Below are 18,603 nucleotides of genomic sequence, written 5' to 3'. Positions count from 1 at the left end.
CTCCTCACCGGTAGCGCGCCGCATAACGCTCGGCGCCGCGCACGATCCAAGTGAGCGGATAGGCCATCACGAAATAGAGAATGAGCACCAGCGTCCAGATCTCCATGGTCTTGCCGGTGGTCACGACCATCTGGCGGCCGGAGAAGGTGAGCTCGGTGATGGTGATGAGCGAGACGAGCGAGGTCGCCTTGACGAGCTCGATCAGGAGATTGCCGAAGGACGGCAGCATCGCGACCAAAGCCTGCGGCAGGATCACCAACCGGTAGGTCTGGACCCGCGTGAGACCGAGGGCGGCCGCCCCCTCATGCTGACCTTTGCCGATCGCAAGGATGCCGGCTCGCACAATCTCCGAGCCATAGGCCGAGAGATTGAGGCCTAATCCCAAGACCGCGGTGGTGGTGGGCGGCAGCGAGATGCCGAAGGCCGGCAGGATGAAGAATAGATAAAAGAGTTGCACGATCGCCGAGGTGCCGCGCAGGATCTCGACATAGGCGGTCGTCACCCGCCGCACCCAGACATTGGGCGCGAGTCTGAGAAAGCCGACCACGAAAGACAGGACGAAAGCGAGAACGGCGGTAATGAGCGTCAGCTTGAGCGTGACCGCAGCCCCTTTGAGGAGCTGCGGCAGCACGTCCAAAGCCAGAAGTTGATTGAGATCCACCGGGCCCGTCAGGCCTTGCAGATCTGCTCGGCGGTCTTCACGCCGTCCGGCAACTCTTCCTTGCCATAGCCATAGGCCGAGATGATCTCGAGCAGCTTGCCGGACGAGATCAGCTTGGCGAGCTCGGCATCGAGCGCATCCTTGAGATCCGTGTCGGCCTTGCGCAGGCCAAGACCCGCATAGCCATATTCGGGCTCGTTATTGGCGCCCATGATCTGCTGGAATCCGTCGACACGCTCGAAAGTGGGATCATTCGCGGTCTTGAGCAGCTCGTTGAGCTCGAGAGCGGGGAAGTAGATGACATCCACGCGACCGGCCTTGAGTCCGGCCAGCGCTTCCGTCGCATTGGCGAAGAGCACCACACGGTCGGTGGGCACGCCCGCTTTGGCGAGCTCCTCGACCTGGGCCGCGCCATTCTGCGTGCCGACGATCGCATCGGCATGGGCCGCCACTTCGGCAATGCTCTTGACGCCTTTCGGATTGCCCTTGAGCGCGGCGAAGCCGGCGCCGGTGCGCGTCACCGGATTGGTGAACAGCACCGCCTCGCAGCGCGCCGGGCGGATATACATGCCGGCGCCGATGATGTCGAAACGATCGGCATTGATGCCGGGGATCAGCGCGTTGAACTCGACGATATCGGCCTTGAGCTCCTTGACGCCATGCGGCGCCAGGAGGGCCGCGATCACGTCCGGAATGGCGCCCTTCACCTTGCCGTCGGTGTCGACGAAGCCATAAGGCTTCTCATTGGCGATGCCGACGCGCACGACGCCGTCCTTCATGATGCGGGCCATGGTGCCTTCGGCCCGCGCGATAGAGGGGAGCACCAGAGAGGTGGCGCCTAATGCGGCGGCGCCGAGGAAATGGCGGCGGGAAAGAGAGTGGCGCAGAGCAGGCATGATGGAAACCTCCTTGTTTTTTGCTTAGCTTTCAGCCCATTGAAATCGGCGCGATATTCGGTTCAGCCGCCCCGTGAGTCAATGCAATGGCGGTTGAAATTAGCGAAAACAAGAAAGAAATACTTCTCATGGAAGCAGGCCTTTACAAACGCGAGATCACTTTCGACTACCCGGCTCTCGCCGGCTGGCGCTGGCCCACCGTCGATATTGTCGGACAAAGGCCCGGGCCTCGCCTCGCCATCATCGCCGGCGTCCATGTGAACGAGACCTCGAGCATCGAGGCGGTGATCCGGCTGCAGCGGGCGCTCGATCCCGCCAAGCTCAAGGGCCGCGTGTCGATCATCCCGATCGTCAATCTCCCGGCGGTGCCGCTGCGCTCGCAATATGTCTGCCCGCTCGACGACAAGAACATCAATTTCAGCTTTCCTGGCCGGCCTGACGGCACCTTCTCGGAAGCGATCGCCTATGCCCTGCTCAACGATTGGGCACACGACGCCGAATGCTTCGCCGATCTCCACGGCGGCGATCTGTGCGAAGAGGTCTCGCATTTCATGGTGGTGCAGCGCACCGGCGATGCAGACTTCGACCGGCGCAATCTCGAAATCGCCCAATGCTTCGACGCCCAGATCATCGCGTCGATCGACCCGTCGCATATGGACCACCCGGCGCGCAGCGTGACCGGCCGGGCCAAGCGCGGCCAATATGCGGCCTTTGCCGAGGCCGGGCGCATCGGACTCATCGAAGAGGCCCATGTCGCTTATCACTTCGAGGGGTTGCTGCGGCTCCTGCACAATCTCGGCATGACCGACAACGCGCCGCCAAAGCAGCGCGAGGCGGTCATCATCACACGCTATCACTGGGTCCCCGGCCCGATCGACGGCTTCTACCGCTATCATGTCGAGCCCGGCCAAAAGGTCGCCAAAGGCACGCTGATGGCCACCGCCGAGAATACCTATGGCGAGACCATCGCGCAGGTGACGGCGCCCGAAGACGGCCACATCCTCTGGCGGATCACCCATGCGCTGTCGCCCAAGGACAGCTTCATCATCGGGCTCGGCACGAAGGACTGACGGCGCGCTCAGTATCCGAGTGCGATCCCGTCCTTGCGATGGTCCGAGGATCGATGGGTTGGGATCTCTGACCGTCACGATCGGTGCCAACGCCACCTGATGACGACCTAGCCCTGCTCCTGCAGGATCGCCGCGATGATCGCCTCGGGCGCATCATCCTGGACGAGATGGCCGGCGGCTGGAACGCGCAGCAGCCGGCCGCCTGTCAACGCGGCCGCCAATCGCACTCCGGTGGCGATTGGTATCCAGAGATCCTCCTCGCCCCACAGGATCTGGGCGGGAAAATCAAACGCGCCGTAACGAGGCTCGATCTCGTCGGTGAATTTGACATCCATCTGGGCGATCTGGCGGTAGAATGCCGCCTGCCCCTCCGCGCCCCGCCAAGGGCTTGCATAGGTCTCCAGAGCCTCATCCGAGAGGCCCCGAAAGGATGCACCTTGCAGGTAAGCCTTGAGCAGCGCCTCATGCGCATAATCCGGCAGGCCGGCAAAGGCCTCTTCATATCGTCGCACATGCTGGACGAAGGGCGAGCCCCAGGGCGCCAGAGCCACCGGGTCGATCAGTGTCAGCCGCCGATAGCGCAGCCCTTGCAGGTAATGACCGCGCAAGACCGTGGCGCCGCCGAAATCATGGGCGACGACTTCCGGCCGCTCGAGCCCCCAATGCTGCAGCATCTCGGCTAGCACGAGATTCTGGATGCCCAGCGAGACATCCTGGCCGGCAGTCTTTTCGGAGGCGCCATAGCCCAAGAGATCGAAGAAATAGACCTGCCGGCGTCGGGCAAGCCACGGCGCGATACGACGCCACACTTGCGAGGAGAAAGGCGTGCCATGCACGAGGACGATCGGCTCTCCCTCCCCCAGCCTGCCCCAGGCGATACGCTGACCGCGGAATTCATGGGCACAGTCGAGGTGAAGACGCTCTGACGTAAGGTTCGGATGACTCACAAAAGTTGCTCCAACCGCCAGCCCGGACATCTCCGGCACATCGGCTCAGGACCGCAATATGAACACAAATTGGATCCAGAACAGCGCAATTCCTGCCACAGCGTGATACTTTCAAGCGAGCCGCATATGCATAGTTTCGCAGGCGTCAAACCCCTTCTACTCGCCCTCCTTATTGGCCTCCTCGGCGTTCAACTCCTCCCGGCGGCGGCACAACCGGCGAATGTGCCCATCCGCGCGATCATCGAGACGATCGACAGCAATTCAATCGTTTTTCGGGAAGAGGTCGACGGCGTGGCGTCGGTCGCGCTGGATGCCAAGACGGTGATATATACGAGCGAACCGTCGAGCCTGAATGACATCAGCCCGGGCGATTTCGTGGCTTCCGCCGCCGTCAAACAGGCGGATGGAAAACTTCACTCGACGGAGCTCCGTATATTTCCCGACGCCCTGCATGGCATGGGTGAAGGACAAAGGACGATGAAGGATTCCAATAACGTTATGACGAATGCGACGGTGTCGCAGGTCGTGCGCGTGCCGGAGGGGGGCCAGATCCTGAAGGTCAAGTACCAGAATGGAACGGCCGAGCTCATCGTCGATCCGCAGGTCCCCGTTACGGCCCTCGTCTGGTCGGACGCGAGCACTCTGAAGCCGGGAATGAATGTGGTCGTATTTGCCGCCAAAGGGTCGGATGGAGTGGTCAAGGCGCATACGATATTGGCGATCAATTGAAACTGCGGCTTCGATAATGATCACTTGCCGGCGGGCATGTCTTGCGGCCCGGTGATCGTATGCGGGCAGTCGAATGTGTCCCAATGCAGATCATGCGGTATCCAGGATGGGCGCCGTCCACAGGCGTTGACCGGTGGCGAGCAATCGCTGCACTGGAAGGCGCCGAAGCTGTTCAGCACGATCTCGCCCGCCGAGTCGGCGGGATCGACAATCGCAGAGAAACCGCCTGAGCGGTAGGCGAAGACACGCAGACGCCCCTTGCCATCGCGCCCGACCCAGCTGAGGCGTGTGCGCGTCGTACTCCCCTTGCTTTCGGTCGCTTCCGCCTTGCCTCCTGTTCCCACCACCTTCTCCACATCCGCCAGCTCATGCGCCGCGCGCAGTCGCTGCGTCCATGCAGTGGTGATCTCCACTGCGGCGACGCCCTTGGGCTGCGCCTGACAAGTCGCCGAAACGGAAAGGCTGGCCAGCACCACCACGCCACGAAGCACCTGCAAGAGAACTCCACCGGTCACATCCCGCCTCCCACGCAAAATTGTTCCTGGCATATTTCAGTGGATGGGGCCGGCGCGCAAGTCCGGCCCCACGTGGTTCAGGCTGATTTCTGCAAGCGCAGGTGCGGTGACTCTCCGGCGACTTTGCGGCGTTGCTGCAGTTCGTGGGCGCTGTGCAGAAAGTGCCGCAGGATGCGCCGATAGAGCTCGTCGCCCAGGGCGGCATCCTCCATGCCGACATCGATATTGGGGTTGTCATTGACCTCCATGACGAAAACGCCGGCCTTCGTCTGCTTGAGGTCGACGCCATAGAGGCCGCGCCCAACGAGGCGGGCCGCCTTGAGCGCCGTTGCCAGGACCATGGCCGGCACCTCCTTGATCGGTACGGCCTGGGTCGGCCCTTCAAGATGGCTGCCGTCATCGCCGTGTTTCATGATCTGCCAATGCTTCTCGAACATGAAATAACGTGCCGCGAACAACGCCTCGCCGTCGAGCACGCCGATGCGCCAGTCGAATTCGGTCGTCACGAAATCCTGCAGCAGGATCACCTCTGAGCGCTTCAGCATCCGCTCCGCGATGCCGGCAAGCTCACTACGGCTCTCCGCCTTCTCCACGCCGATGCTGAAGGAGCCATCGGGAATCTTGACGACGCAGGGAAAACGGTGCTCGTTCTCGATCCGGTCGAGATGGCGACGGGTGAGAATACGCGTGCCGGGGGTGGGCACATCATGACCCCGCAACAACTCCGCCAGGAACACCTTGTTGGTGCAGCGCACGATCGATGAGGGATCGTCGATGACCGGCATGCCCTCGCGCTCGGCCCGGCAGGCGAAGCGGAAAGTATGGTTCGGGACCGCGGTGGTCTCGCGGATGAACAAGGCGTCGAACTGGGCGAGCCTCGGATAATCCTTGCGCTCGATCAGCACCACATTCACATCCATCTCGCGACCGACATCAATGAGCCGTTCGAGGGTCTTCGGCTTTGACGGCGGCAATGGGTCCTCAGGATCGCGCAACACCGCCAGATCGAAACGTGACGACAGCGGCTTCGGCTGATGCCAGCGGCGGTGCAGATAGGCATCGAGGCCGGCCAGGAAGACCTCATCGTCGCCGGCCGGAATGTCGCGCGGGTCGAGAACCTCGACGGCGGCGATGCGCCAATGGGTCTTCCGTTCCAGATCGATGCGCAGGAGCGGCGTCCGCAGACGCTCGAAGGCGGCCTGCGCCAGCTCGCTGAAGCGTTTGTCCTCGGTCTCCCCGAAATAGACATTCAGGCTGAGCGCCTTGACCGAGCGCGGCATCTTTGGGGCTTTGAGCAACAGGCGCTCGAGAACCGTCGCATGGCGCGCATGGAAATCGCGGCGGTCCATTTCTGAGAAGGCTCGGACATCGGGAATAACGCGCTCGCCCCGCGCCTCGCCCAGAAGCGAGACATAATAGCCGGCGCTCAGATAAGCAAAGTCCCGGCAGAGATTGACGATCCGGCGTGGCGATGGCGAGACCGGCTCGGCGAGATAGGCCTCGGCCGTCATCACCCGGCAACTCGGATCGGACCAGCGGAAATCCTTCTCCTTCTCGACAATAATCATATGCGAGGGCATGGCCTCGTCCTCCTTTGCGTTGGGAATGAAGTTGAGTTCGGCGCCCAGGCGGCGCGCCGATCCGGAGCGCAAGCGGCTCCTCTATCAGCCGTTCGGCGTCCTGAGGCACTTGCGGAACCGCAAAGCTGGAGTGCCATCGGCATAATAGTTTTTGCGAACCGCCCCGAACTCGGCAAAACCGAGCCCCTGAAAGAGACGATGCGCCGCGAGATTGTCGACCCGACTCTCGAGGCGCATCTCGGCATAGCCGCGCTGGCGCGAGGTGTTCATGAGCTGTGTCATTAATGCACGACCGAGGCCAGCACCGCGCGCAGCGTAGTTGACGGCAATCGAATAAAGCCGCGCGATACGCGTCCCGCGTCTCGTCAGCAAGACCGCGGCTGCGAGAACCGCACGCCGATGCGCCGCGACGAGGACGATCGCGGATGGGCGTCCGATCAGCGCCCGCCAGCTCCGCTCCGATATCCGGTCGCCGGGGAAAGAGCTCTCCTCGAGATCAAGGAGCTGGGGTACGTCCCCTTCGCGCGCAAGCCGCAGTTTCATCTCAATCTGGCTCCACCAATGTTTTGCGATGGAGTTAATGAGGCCGCCATAAGGATTCGAGAGGCATCCGGCCACCCCGACATAAGGAAACCATAAGCTTGCCGCAGCGTGACGATGTCGCTCTTGCCAGGCCCTCTCATCCGGCGCATGAGAGGGCCATGAGCCGTCAGCGGAGCCTGCGTGTCACCGTGGCAGTGGCGATCCTGGCCGCTGTCCTCATGATTTTCATGCCTCTCGCCAATCTCTTTGCCGGCAACACTCCTGGGAACGGCCCAGAGATGTCCGCCATGAGCGACTGCGGCATGTGCCCGAAATCCGATATGGTCATGGTCAATTGCGCGCAAGCCATGTGCGGATTACCGGCAATGGAGGCTTCCGGCCCCGCTCCTCTCGCCATTGCGCCGGTGCGCTATAGTGCCGTCTTCATGAGCATTCCCGACGGCCGGCACACCATACCGCCCGTTTCGCCTGGATAGGACCGGCTGTTCGTACAGCCTTCATCCTTACGCTTCACTCCAGGAGTATTTCATGCGCATTCCGCTCTGGGCGACGCTGTTCGCCACCCTGTTTGTTATCCCCGCTTCCGCCGAGACTCTGGCCGAGCTCGGCCGCAAGACCCACTATCACGGCATCGCTTTCGCCCGCTCGGGCACGGCGGCGCTGATGATCGCCACCCATCACGGTCTCTATGCCGTCGACAAGGACGGGTCCGTCACGCGGGTCTCTCCCGTTCAGGACTTCATGGGTTTCTCGCCCGACCCGGCCAACGAGCTCGGCTACTTCGCCAGCGGCCATCCGGCGACGGGCGGCAATTCCGGCTTCCTGCGCTCTGTCGATGGCGGCGCCAACTGGACGCAGCTCTCACCCGGTGTCGACGGTCCCGTCGACTTCCATCAGATGGATGTGAGCGGCGCCGATCCCAAAGTGGTCTATGGCGGCTTCGGCCAGATCCAGGTGAGCCGCGATGGCGGTGCCACCTGGGAGATCGCCGGTGACGCACCGGAGCGGCTCATTGCACTCGCCGCATCCAGCCTAAAGGCGGAGCGCCTCTATGCGGCGACCGAGAATGGTGTGCTCGTCTCCGAAGATGGCGCGCGGAGCTGGGCACCACTCGCCTTTGCCGGCGAAGTGGCGAGCACCATCCAGACCGGCCCCGACAAGGCGCTCTACGCCTTCGTGGTCGGGCGCGGTCTCATGAAAGCGAGCGAGGACAAGCCCGATTCATGGTCGGTGCTGACCAATGATTTCGGCGAGGCCATTCCACTCCATCTCGCCACCAATACCAAAGATGGTCAGCAGCTGGCGCTCACCATGCAGAACAACGAGGTGCGCGAAAGCCGCGATGGCGGCAAGAGCTGGCGACTTTTCGGCCAGACTTCGCCGTGACGATCGGCAAGGCGTGGATGATCGCAGCCCTGATCGGGGCTGCGATCATCGCGGCTCTTCTTGTTCTTGAGTTTCCGCGTCTGCGCGAGGCGCGCCAGATCGCGCTTGGCCAGTCGGTCTATGCCGCCAACTGTGCGTCATGCCACGGCAAGCAACTGGAAGGACAGCCCGACTGGCAGACGCCGCTTCCCAGTGGCCGCCTGCCCGCCCCGCCGCATGACGCGTCGGGCCATACGTGGCACCACAGCGACGAAGTGCTCTTCAACGTGACCCGGAACGGGTTAAAGCCTTATGCGGGCGAGAATTATGAAAGCGACATGCCAGCCTTTGCCGGCACTCTGAAGGACGACGAGATCAGAGCCGCGATCGAATTCATCAAGAGCACCTGGCCCGAGCGCGAGCGCGAATATCAGCGACAGATGACACGATGAACCCCGGATGAACCGGCCCTTCATTTACAGTTCACAGCAAATTACGTAACGCTATCAATTCATCGGGCGGATGTTGCAACCGTGGGAGATCGTGCATGCGATACCTGGGCTTGCTTCTCGTCCTCGTGACGGCGTTCACTATGTCCGCGGCCAATGCGCAGGACAATGCCGTTGTCACACGCGGCACCGCGGTGGTGACCGGGTTCTCCGGCACAAAGGTCGACAATCCGCCCTCCGGGGCCGGCGATACGCTGGATGAAACCTTCATTGACCCGGACGGCGCCTCGGCCCGGCTTTTGCAGCTCCAGCCGGGTGCACCGGCCCAGGGGCAGGCCGTTACGACGCCCCCTGTCCTCACGATAAAAGCACGCGATATCGGCCAGGTTTTTTCGATCGCGCTCGATGATGCGGAGCGTATCGAGACGACGAATGCCGCGCCGAACATCTATCTCGGCGCGAGCTCGGCCTTTGGATTGCAGATCGTATCGCCCGACTCCGACAATGACGGACGCCCGGAGCGCGCGAAGAAGGGCCGTCCCGATGCACAGTGGATGGCAGGCCAGTTTGGCGCCGGCGGAGGCCCCGGCTCGATCTACGAAATCGACGGCAAGACCGGCGCCGTCGCGCTCTTCGCCACGATACAAGGCAATACCGGACCTGGCCTTGGTGACATCGTTTTCGACAGGGCCACCAGGCAGTTTTTCGTATCTGATCTCGACACGGGGCTGATCCACCGGTTGGATGAGACAGGAAAGCCGATCGATACGTTCGATCACGGTGTGACGGGACGGCCCGTGGCCGGCCTTTCCTCAGTCGCCGATGACGGCGTGGTCATCGACATCAAGTCGCCCGCCTTTGACAGCGAGAATTCCTCGACATGGGGCTTCACCCAGCCGGAACGGCGCGTTTGGGGCCTCGGCCTCAGAGCCGGACGCCTCTATTACGCCGCCGATGCCGGCCCTGAAATCTGGTCGGTCTCCATCAATCTCGATGGGACTTTTGGCGACGATCCGCGTCGCGAGATCACGGTATCGGGAACTCCCGGCAATCATCCGATCTCGGATATCGCCTTCGATGCCCAGGATCACATGTATGTCGCGCAGCGCGGCGGCATAAGGGGCAGCTACGATTATTCCATCTTCACCGAGGCGAAGCAGTCCGTCGTGTTCCGCTTCAAGCGTGAAATACCGGACGATCCGGCCACGCCCGGAATCTGGGTACCGATTCCCGATGAATATGCGGTCGGTTTCCCGCCCGATCATCGCAATGGCTCGGGTGGTGTAGCGCTCGGCTATGGCTATGACGATGCCGGGGTCACGCGCCCCGGTGCGTGTGATATGACGGTGTGGGTGTCGGGCGACAGCTTGCGCGACGACCCCGTTTTGCATGGCCTGCAGGGTAATGACCGCGCGCTGACACGGCCCGACAATGAGCCGCCGGCGAGTTCCTATTTCATCGATTACGATGGCCGTGTCGATGATCCACGCCAGTACGGCCATGTCGGTGATGTCGAGATCTGGCAGCCTTGCGACCAGCGCGCCGAAATCGACACGTTCACACCGGCCGCCGATCTGCCGCCCGATTATGTGCCGCCACTCTATGTACCGCCCGGTGAAATTCCGCCGGATGGCTGGCAGCCTGACGACACGCCGCCCGTCGGCACGCCCGACTGGGCATATAATCTGCGCCTCGACAAGATGGCCGTCGGCAATTCCTGCACCGCGGGCGGACTGGGATTCCTGTGTGACTACGTCATCCGGGTGACGAATATCGGCCCGGACGCCTATTTCGGTCCGGTCTTGGTGAATGACAAGCTGCCTGCGGCTCCCGCCGGCGCGGTCATGACAGTGACCAACGCCCCGCCCTGGCTTTGCTTTGCGATCTCGCCAAGCGAGCAGCAATGCACATATGCCCCCGCAGCACTATTCCCGGGCGAAAGCGTCGATCTCCACATGAGCGTCGACCTCGCGGCGCCCGCCCCCGTGTGTCATCTCGACAATCTCGCCGGCCTCGTCTGGCCGCCGGGCTTTGGCGACACCGATCCGGCCGACGACTTCGATCTCGCGACGGCGACGATTCCGGCCGACCATTGTCCGCCGCCGGAAGGCACCACGACCAATCTGAAAATCTCGAAGGATCCGTTTGCCGAACTGTGCACCGACAAGGGCCCCTACTTCGAATGCCGTTACTCCGTCACCGTCCGCAATATTGGCGCAGGCGTCTATGATGGACCGGTCAAGGTCGAAGACACTGTCCCGGCGGGCACGACGGCGAGCTTCCCACAGGCATCGTGGAACTGCGCGGGACCTGCGCCAAGCTATAGCTGCGAGATGGGACCCGTCATGCTGCTTCCGGGTCAGGCCGTGAATCTGAGCACGGTGCTGAAGGTTCCCAAGGACCTCGCCGGGCCATTGAGTTGCAAGGCCGAGAACAAGGCCAAGATCGTCGCGGCGCTGGGTGGCACCGAGCAGAACACCGATGCGACCGACGATGAGGCGGAAGCCACGATGATCCTGCCGGGCCAGATCGCGCAGTGCCCCGGGCTGCCGGCTCTAAGCAATCTCAAGCTCAAGAAGACCGGGCCGAACGGCAAATGCCCGATCTCCGGCACGGACTGGGAATGCAAGTTCAAGCTGACGGTCCAGAATTTCGGCGCCAAATATACGAGTCCAATCCAGGTCCTCGACGCGCTGCCTTTCGGCACGCCCGCCGGCGCCACCGTCACATTCCAACCTCCCGCCGGCTGGAATTGCGGCGGCCCGGTGTTCTTCCCCACTCTGTATCAGTGCAGCAGCAACAATCCCGATCTTGCCCATCTGGCGAAAGTCGAAATCCCGGTCACCGTCAGGATTCCGGTGGCGCCCGTGGCCAAGTGCGAGATCACCAACAACGCACTGATCATCAAGGCTCCGGGCGGCACGCTGCTCAACTCCTTCGCCGGCGATGATACGAGCTCGGCGAAAGCGCAACTTGTGACCGTGGTCCCGTTGGATGGCGGCCAGCCGATCTGCGTCGCGGCAGCCATGCAGCAGCCCGAACCACCCCTTACGGCGCCCAAGGCCAAAGAGAGCAATCTCGCGATCAGCAAGACAGCTGCCGCGAGCCAGGCCACCGCGACCGGACAGAACACGAAATTCACCATCACGGTCACCAATGAAGGGCCAGGCATATTCAACGCTCCGATCGAGGTCCGTGACACATTGTTCGACGGCGCCATCGTCGAGCCGTCGAACGGAAGCTGGTCGGCTCCCTGGGTCTGCGAAGGCCAGTCCGCTTTGGGCCATCCCGAGCAGGGACTCTGCACACATCCGCAGGTCGAGCTCGACCCGGGTGAAAGCGTCGTGCTCGAGCTCACGATCGAGGCGCCCAACAGCTTCGTCGCGCCCTCTGCTTCGCAGGTGAAGTGCGGCTACAAAAACAAGGCCGAGATCACCAGGCCGGCCGGAGGCAGCCCGAAGAATGTCGACGCGGCCGATGACACAGCCGTCGCGGAAGTCAAATTCGCGCCCTTCGAAATGCACGGCACGAAATTCTGCGAGCTCGGCCTGACGACGCCGCCCGATCGAACCGAAACCAATCTCGCGATCAGCAAGACGGCCGGCGCCTGTGCGGCGACGGCGGGTGGCCAGAACTGCCCCTTCACGATCACCGTTACAAATGCGGGGAGCGAGGCTCACAACGGCCCGATCGAGATCCGCGACACGTTGTTCGGCGGCGCCATCGTCGAGCCGTCCAACGGCAGCTGGTCGGCGCCCTGGGCCTGCGAAGGCCAGTCCGCCATGGGCCATCCCGAGCAAGGGCTTTGCACGCATCCGCCGGTCAATCTCGACCCGGGCGAAAGCGTCGTGCTCACTCTCACGATCGAGGCGCCCAACAGCTTCGTCGCCCCGTCCGGCTCGCAAGTGAAGTGCGGCTACCAGAACAAGGCCGAGATTCTCGATCCGGCGGGCGGCACGCCGAACAATACGAATGCCGGCGATGATACGGCCACTGCCGACGCAAAATTCGCACCGTTCGACCTGCATGGAACGACGTTCTGCGGCCTCGGGCTGACGACCCCGCCCGCGTCAGATAAGTGCCCGCAAGGCTGGTCGCGCACGCCTGTGGCGGGCAAGTGCTGCCCGCCCAATTCCGGCTGGGACGGCAAACGCTGCAAGCGTGACGTAAAAGCGCCCGAGGATGTGTGCCCGGCTAATTCGGTGGGCACCTATCCCAACTGCCGCTGCAAATCGGGCTTCTCCGGCAGCCCGCCCAATTGTCGCGAGATCAACATGCCCGAACGCTGCACCGGCGGCATGGAGCGGATCGACGGCGCATGCCGGTGCCCGAAAGGAACCAAGCTGGCGGATGGCCGATGCCGCACGCCGACATCGCAACCCAAGACCTGCGGCGCAAATGAGATCGGCACCTATCCGAACTGCCGGCCGATGGCCTGCCCGCCGGGAACGACCGGCAAATATCCCAATTGCCGCCAGATCGACTGCCCGTCGAACCAGCAACGGATCGACGGCGCCTGCCGTTGCCGTGCGCCGCTCAAATGGAACGGCAAACGATGCGTCGCCGAAACGCCCAAGACGTGCCCCGCCGACTCCATCGGCAAATACCCGAATTGCCGCTGCAAGCGCGGCACCGAGGGCGCGCCCGGTAACTGCAAACGCATTGACGTGCCGCAGAGGGTATGTCCGAAGGGCTTCCGCGGCACGCCGCCCGATTGCAAGCGCATCGTCCCGCCGCGCTCGCTGTGTCCGGAAGGCTTCCGGGGTGTGCCGCCCAACTGCAAGCGGGTCGTTCCGCCGCGCTCGGTATGTCCCCAGGGCTTCCGGGGCACGCCGCCCGACTGTAAACGTGTCGTCCCACCGCGCAGATTGTGCCCTGCCGGCTTCAGAGGCACGCCCCCGAATTGCGTAAGGGCGGGGGTCAATCCTCAATAGATCAGCTAAGATAACGTCGCTTGAGGTGCTGGATGAAATATTTGGTCTGCAGTCTTTCGCCGGTGGCGCGTTCGAGCAGGTCGGGTGTCGACCATAGCGAAGCCTGGCTCCAGATGTTTCGCCGGCGCCAGTCATTGAGGCCGACGAAACGTCCGTTGCTGATGTCGTCGCGGGCCGAAGGCTGATCTCTTTCGAGTGCCGCCCAGAGCTGCGCTGCGGTCAAGGCCCCCAGCGTGTAGCTCGGGAAATAGCCGAAGGCGCCCGACGGCCAGTGAACATCCTGCATCGGCCCGTCCTTGGGATTGTCGAGGGTCGACAGCCCCAGATAGTCGGTCATCTTGGCGTTCCAGGCTTCCGGAATGTCCTTGGCCGCGAGCTTGCCCGAAACCAGATCCTGCTCCATCTCGAAGCGCAGGATCACATGCAAGGGATAGGTCGCCTCGTCGGCATCGACGCGGATGAAGCCCGGCTTGATACGATGGACATAGGACAGGACGTCATCGACGTCCCAGCCTTTCAGCGCCTCCTCACCCAGATGCTGGGCGACGACCGGCATGGCCCAGTGCCAGAATTCGGGGCTGCGTGAGACCTGCATCTCGACGAACAGGCTCTGGCTCTCATGCATGGCCATGCCACGCGCTCTGCCGACCGGCATATGCGACCATTCGGACGGCAGGCCCTGCTCATAGAGCCCGTGGCCGGTCTCGTGCAGAATGCCCATGAGGGCCGAGAGGAATTCACCCGTCACATAACGCGTCGTCATCCGCACATCGCTCGGCACGCCACCGCAGAAAGGGTGATGCGAGATATCCAGACGGCCATGGGTGAAATCGAAGCCGACCGCCTCCATCATCGCATGCCCCAGCGCCTTTTGCCGCTCGATCGGGAATGGCGCGTTGAACGGCTTGAGGGGCCGTTTCGCCAGCCTCTCATCCTGATGCGCCATGGCTTGCGGGACGAAGTCCTTGAGGAACGCCTTCAACTCGGCGAAGACCGGCGCGATGTCGGCCGCGCGGTTGCCGGGATCATATTGCTCCATCAGCGCATCATAGGGAGCGAGCCGCAACGCCGCCGCGCGCAAAGCCGCCTCCTCGCGCATCAGCGCGACGACCCCTTCGAAAGCGGGCAGGAAGCCGGCCCAGTCGCCCTTCGGCCGCAACTCACGCCACAGCTGCTCGCAGCGCACCCGGGCATTGACCTGGCGGCGCACGAAATCGGCGGAGAGGCAGGTCATGTTGGTGTAGACCCGCCTGAACTCGCGCACGGACGCCTGCCCATTGGCATCGAGCGATCCACGCTCCGCGGCGTCGATCCAGTCGGCGACTTCCGGAGCCGTGGCCAATTCGTGATAGAAGCCGGCCAGCATGGACAAGGCTTCGGCGCGCTTCTCGCCGCCGCCGACCGGCATCTGCACGGCCTCGTCGACGCCAAGCATCGCCTGGGCATGATCCAGCGCCTCGAGCTTACGTCCGAGGTCTTCGATTTGAGCGAATGACATGATCACCTGAGAGAGTTGCGAGGACACTCTCTCTTGTCACAAGAGAACCGCGAGGGAAAGAACCACGCCGCGGAGACAGAAAGCCCCGGATGCGAACATCCGAGGCTTTCCGTCGGTCGCGAGATTAACCGGGGGCTCTCGCTTCCAATCTGATGCTGCGCTCAGGCGAGGAGGATCTCTCTCGCCTTGCGATAGCGCTCCATGCGCTCGTGATCCTTTGGCCCCGGCGTCTTGATCCGCGTGAGCTCCATATTGTCGGCAAGGTCGGCGAGCTTGACACGTCGGCCGATCTCGTTCTGGCCGGCGCGGCGGACAAAGGACTCGTAATCCTCGTCCTCGCGGCGGGTGACCGCATCGATCGCCACGAGGATCGCTTCGGCGAAACCTTCCGCCCGCAAGGCGGCGAGCGGCCAGGTTGCGTTGTCCTCGACGACGTCATGAAGGACGCCGACGATCCGGTCGTCGTCCGTCTCCAGCCTCATCATCACGCGCAAGGGATGCAGGATGTAGGGCTCGCCGGCCTTGTCGACCTGCCCCGCATGCGCTTCCGCCGCGATCGCGATCGCGCGCTCCAAAGTGCTCATCGGCACTCTCACTCCATCGATTTCAGGTGAATGGTCCGCCCCGCATCGCGGCAGCGAGACTCTTGGCCCGGGGCCAACGCCCCCAACGGCTCTATGATCAAAACAGGTACAAAATTATATCTGCGCGCGCAAGGCAATTGCACTGCTCCGCGCTAAGTTCCGCATGAGGGAACTTCAGTCGCCCTTGAGGCTGCACACACCATTCGCGCCACCCTTGCCCGTATAGGAGATCGAGGGTGTTCCATCGGGATTGATGGCCAGCGAGATGGTGACGCCGCCACCTTTCGCCTCATAGTAATTATTGTTGAATTTCTTGAGCTTGCCTTCCTTGCCGTTGATGTAGACGGGGCCGCCCTGATCGGCGTGGACCTCGATCTTGCCCGGACATGTCGCGTTGAGAAGCGGAATGTCGGCATGAGCGCTTGCGGCAGATGCCAGCAGGAAGGCGGAAAAGACCATCGTCACGCGCATCGAAAGCACTCCCCTCGCTACGGCCGATGCTTGTGATGTTCCAGTTTTGCTACCCCGAAGTAAATAGGCCTTAGGTCCAACCGCGTCCTTAAAAAGCGAAACGGCCGGGCAGATCGCCCGGCCGTCCCATCATTCAGTGTCTCAAGATCAGTGCGCGAGCACAGCCAGCAGCAGCAGCGCCACGATGTTGGTGATCTTGATCATCGGGTTCACGGCAGGGCCCGCCGTGTCCTTGTAGGGGTCGCCGACGGTGTCGCCGGTGACGGAAGCCTTGTGCGCCTCCGAGCCCTTGAAGTGCTTCTGGCCCTTCGAGTCGGTGAAGCCATCCTCGAAGGACTTCTTCGCATTGTCCCAGGCACCGCCGCCGGCGGTCATGGAAATGGCGACGAAGAGGCCGGTGACGATGACGCCCATGAGCATGGCGCCGAGAGCGGCGAAGCCCGCCGCCTTGTCGGCGATAGCCCAGATCACGAGGAAGACCACGATCGGCGACAGGACCGGCAGCAGCGACGGAACAATCATTTCCTTGATCGCGGCCTTGGTCAGCATGTCGACGGCGCGGCCGTAATCCGGTTTCTCCGTGCCCTTCATGATGCCCGGCTTCTCCTTGAACTGGCGGCGCACCTCGACCACCACGGCTTGCGCCGCGCGGCCGACCGCCGTCATCGAGATACCGCCGAACAGGTACGGCAAGAGGCCGCCGAAGATCAGGCCGACCACCACATAGGGGTTGGACAGATCGAAGGTGACATTGACGCCCTCGAAGAAGCTTCCCGGCGTCGCATTGGCCGCGAAGAACTTGAGGTCCTGAGTGTAGGCAGCGAAGAGCACCAGCGCGCCGAGGCCCGCCGAACCAATGGCATAACCTTTGGTGACGGCCTTCGTCGTGTTGCCTACGGCGTCGAGCGCGTCGGTATTGTGGCGCACTTCCTTGGGCAAGCCCGCCATTTCGGCAATGCCACCAGCATTGTCGGTGACGGGGCCGAAGGCGTCGAGGGCCACGACCACACCGGCAAGCGCCAGCATGGTGGTCACCGCGACCGCGATGCCGAACAGCCCGGCAAGGTTGAAGGTCGTGAGGATGCCGAAGATGATGACGAGCGCCGGAAGCGCCGTCGATTCAAGCGACACCGCAAGGCCCTGGATGACATTCGTGCCGTGGCCGGTGATCGAGGCCTCGGCGATCGAATTCACCGGACGACGTCCGGTGCCCGTGTAGTATTCGGTGATCCAGATGATGAGACCGGTGACGATGAGGCCGATGACGCCGCACCAGAAGAGCTTCATCGGGGTGAAGCCGCCGAGATCGACGCCCATGCCGCCGAACACAAAGTTGATCACCGGATAGAGGACGATGAGCGACAGGACGGCGGTGGCGATGAAGCCCTTGTAAAGAGCGCCCATGATGTTGTTGGAGGCGCCAAGCTTCACGAAGAAGGTGCCGATGATCGAGGTGACGACGCAAGCGCCGCCGATCGCGAGCGGCAGCACCATGCCGGCGAGCTTGTAGGCATCCGGCAGCACGATGGCCGAGAGCACCATGGTGGCGACCGCGGTCACCACATAGGTCTCGAACAGGTCGGCGGCCATGCCGGCGCAGTCGCCGACATTGTCACCGACATTGTCGGCGATGGTGGCGGGGTTGCGCGGATCATCCTCCGGGATGCCGGCTTCGACCTTGCCGACCATGTCGCCGCCGACATCCGCACCCTTGGTGAAGATACCGCCGCCGAGACGGGCGAAGATCGAGATCAGCGAGGCGCCGAAGGACAGAGCCACCAGAGCGTCGATGACGGTGCGGCTCGTCGGCGCGAGCGCCAGCGGACCGGTCAGGAAGATGAAATAGAGGGTGACGCCCAGAAGGCCGAGACCCGCAACCAGAAGACCCGTGACCGCGCCCGCCTTGAAGGCGAGGTCGAGGCCGCCTGCCAGCGACTTGGTGGCAGCCTGGGCGACGCGCACATTGGCCCTCACCGACACGTTCATGCCGATAAAGCCGGCAGCGCCCGACAGAATGGCGCCGATGGCGAAGCCGATGGCCGAGGTCCAGCCGAGGAGGAAGAAAGCGATAATGAAGATAACGACGCCGACAACGCCGATGGTCGCATATTGACGCTTGAGATAGGCCTGGGCGCCTTCACGCACGGCGGCCGAGATCTCCTGCATGCGGGCCGTACCGGCATCGGCGGCCAACAGGCTACGGGTGGTGAGAATGCCGTAGACGATGGACAAAGCACCGCCGAGCACAATCAGCCATAGGGTTGAGCTCATGGATATTCCTTTTGTTTCCTAATGTTTTTATTCTCCCCGAAGGCGGACGTTAGGAATTTCCCCCCTCCTCCCGCAACTCGGACCTATGGC

At 62.9% G+C, this 18,603-nt stretch carries 16 protein-coding genes; 6 read left to right on the top strand and 10 right to left on the bottom strand.

Going from position 1 to position 18,603, the window contains the following annotated elements; translation table 11 throughout:
- Positions 1-4: 4 nt before the first annotated feature.
- Positions 5-661 (bottom strand): ectoine/hydroxyectoine ABC transporter permease subunit EhuC, encoded by a 657-nt coding sequence (ehuC, locus tag JHL16_RS08000; protein ID WP_200184335.1) that lies wholly within the window; start codon positions 659-661, stop codon positions 5-7.
- Positions 662-669: 8 nt separating this feature from the next.
- Complete coding sequence (ehuB, locus tag JHL16_RS07995; protein WP_200184334.1) at positions 670-1,557, bottom strand: ectoine/hydroxyectoine ABC transporter substrate-binding protein EhuB; 888 nt, start codon at positions 1,555-1,557, stop codon at positions 670-672.
- Positions 1,558-1,685: 128 nt separating this feature from the next.
- Between ehuB and JHL16_RS07990 the strand changes: the two genes are divergently transcribed.
- On the top strand, positions 1,686-2,627 hold the full coding sequence (locus JHL16_RS07990) for a M14 family metallopeptidase (protein WP_200184333.1): 942 nt from the start codon (positions 1,686-1,688) through the stop codon (positions 2,625-2,627).
- Between the two features lie 107 nt (positions 2,628-2,734).
- Here the strand turns inward: JHL16_RS07990 and JHL16_RS07985 are convergent, their stop codons facing one another.
- Entirely contained in the window at positions 2,735-3,574 is an 840-nt protein-coding gene (locus JHL16_RS07985; protein ID WP_348647181.1) for an alpha/beta fold hydrolase, read from the bottom strand.
- Between the two features lie 69 nt (positions 3,575-3,643).
- Here JHL16_RS07985 and JHL16_RS07980 point away from each other — a divergent pair, with 69 nt between their 5' ends.
- A complete protein-coding gene (locus JHL16_RS07980; protein ID WP_210345966.1) occupies positions 3,644-4,303 on the top strand; it encodes a hypothetical protein in 660 nt (219 codons plus the stop codon).
- A 20-nt stretch (positions 4,304-4,323) separates the two neighbouring features.
- Here the strand turns inward: JHL16_RS07980 and JHL16_RS07975 are convergent, their stop codons facing one another.
- From JHL16_RS07975 to JHL16_RS07965, 3 genes are all read right to left on the bottom strand, one after another.
- Positions 4,324-4,818: a hypothetical protein gene (locus JHL16_RS07975; protein WP_200184330.1), complete on the bottom strand. Its 495-nt coding sequence runs from the start codon at positions 4,816-4,818 to the stop codon at positions 4,324-4,326.
- Positions 4,819-4,895: 77 nt separating this feature from the next.
- Positions 4,896-6,398 carry a RimK family protein gene (locus JHL16_RS07970; protein WP_200184329.1) on the bottom strand — a complete coding sequence of 501 codons (1,503 nt, stop codon included), beginning with the start codon at positions 6,396-6,398 and terminating at the stop codon, positions 4,896-4,898.
- Positions 6,399-6,482: 84 nt separating this feature from the next.
- Complete coding sequence (locus JHL16_RS07965) at positions 6,483-6,941, bottom strand: GNAT family N-acetyltransferase (protein WP_200184328.1); 459 nt, start codon at positions 6,939-6,941, stop codon at positions 6,483-6,485.
- A 158-nt stretch (positions 6,942-7,099) separates the two neighbouring features.
- On the opposite strand from JHL16_RS07965, the gene JHL16_RS07960 reads away from it, so the two are divergent.
- From JHL16_RS07960 to JHL16_RS07945, 4 genes are all read left to right on the top strand, one after another.
- Positions 7,100-7,417 (top strand): hypothetical protein, encoded by a 318-nt coding sequence (locus tag JHL16_RS07960; RefSeq protein WP_200184327.1) that lies wholly within the window; start codon positions 7,100-7,102, stop codon positions 7,415-7,417.
- Between the two features lie 52 nt (positions 7,418-7,469).
- Positions 7,470-8,327, top strand: coding sequence for a WD40/YVTN/BNR-like repeat-containing protein (locus JHL16_RS07955; RefSeq protein WP_200184326.1), 858 nt, complete (start codon positions 7,470-7,472; stop codon positions 8,325-8,327).
- A complete protein-coding gene (locus JHL16_RS07950) occupies positions 8,324-8,758 on the top strand; it encodes a c-type cytochrome (protein ID WP_348647180.1) in 435 nt (144 codons plus the stop codon). The genes JHL16_RS07955 and JHL16_RS07950 overlap by 4 nt, the downstream gene beginning before the upstream one ends.
- Positions 8,759-8,853: 95 nt before the next feature.
- Positions 8,854-13,689 carry a DUF11 domain-containing protein gene (locus JHL16_RS07945; RefSeq protein WP_200184325.1) on the top strand — a complete coding sequence of 1,612 codons (4,836 nt, stop codon included), beginning with the start codon at positions 8,854-8,856 and terminating at the stop codon, positions 13,687-13,689.
- A gap of 1 nt (position 13,690) precedes the next feature.
- Here JHL16_RS07945 and JHL16_RS07940 read toward each other — a convergent pair whose 3' ends face one another.
- From JHL16_RS07940 to JHL16_RS07925, 4 genes are all read right to left on the bottom strand, one after another.
- A complete protein-coding gene (locus tag JHL16_RS07940; protein WP_200184324.1) occupies positions 13,691-15,187 on the bottom strand; it encodes a carboxypeptidase M32 in 1,497 nt (498 codons plus the stop codon).
- A gap of 161 nt (positions 15,188-15,348) precedes the next feature.
- Positions 15,349-15,771 carry an HD domain-containing protein gene (locus JHL16_RS07935; RefSeq protein WP_200184323.1) on the bottom strand — a complete coding sequence of 141 codons (423 nt, stop codon included), beginning with the start codon at positions 15,769-15,771 and terminating at the stop codon, positions 15,349-15,351.
- Positions 15,772-15,945: 174 nt separating this feature from the next.
- Positions 15,946-16,242: a hypothetical protein gene (locus JHL16_RS07930; RefSeq protein WP_200184322.1), complete on the bottom strand. Its 297-nt coding sequence runs from the start codon at positions 16,240-16,242 to the stop codon at positions 15,946-15,948.
- A 147-nt stretch (positions 16,243-16,389) separates the two neighbouring features.
- A complete protein-coding gene (locus JHL16_RS07925; RefSeq protein ID WP_200184321.1) occupies positions 16,390-18,513 on the bottom strand; it encodes a sodium-translocating pyrophosphatase in 2,124 nt (707 codons plus the stop codon).
- Between the last annotated feature and the right edge of the window lie 90 nt (positions 18,514-18,603).

The sequence above is a fragment of the Taklimakanibacter albus genome (assembly GCF_016595235.1).
GTDB lineage: Bacteria > Pseudomonadota > Alphaproteobacteria > Rhizobiales > Aestuariivirgaceae > Taklimakanibacter > Taklimakanibacter albus.
Note: the sequence above shows the minus strand (reverse complement) of the source record. Positions and strands in the feature narration are given on the sequence as shown.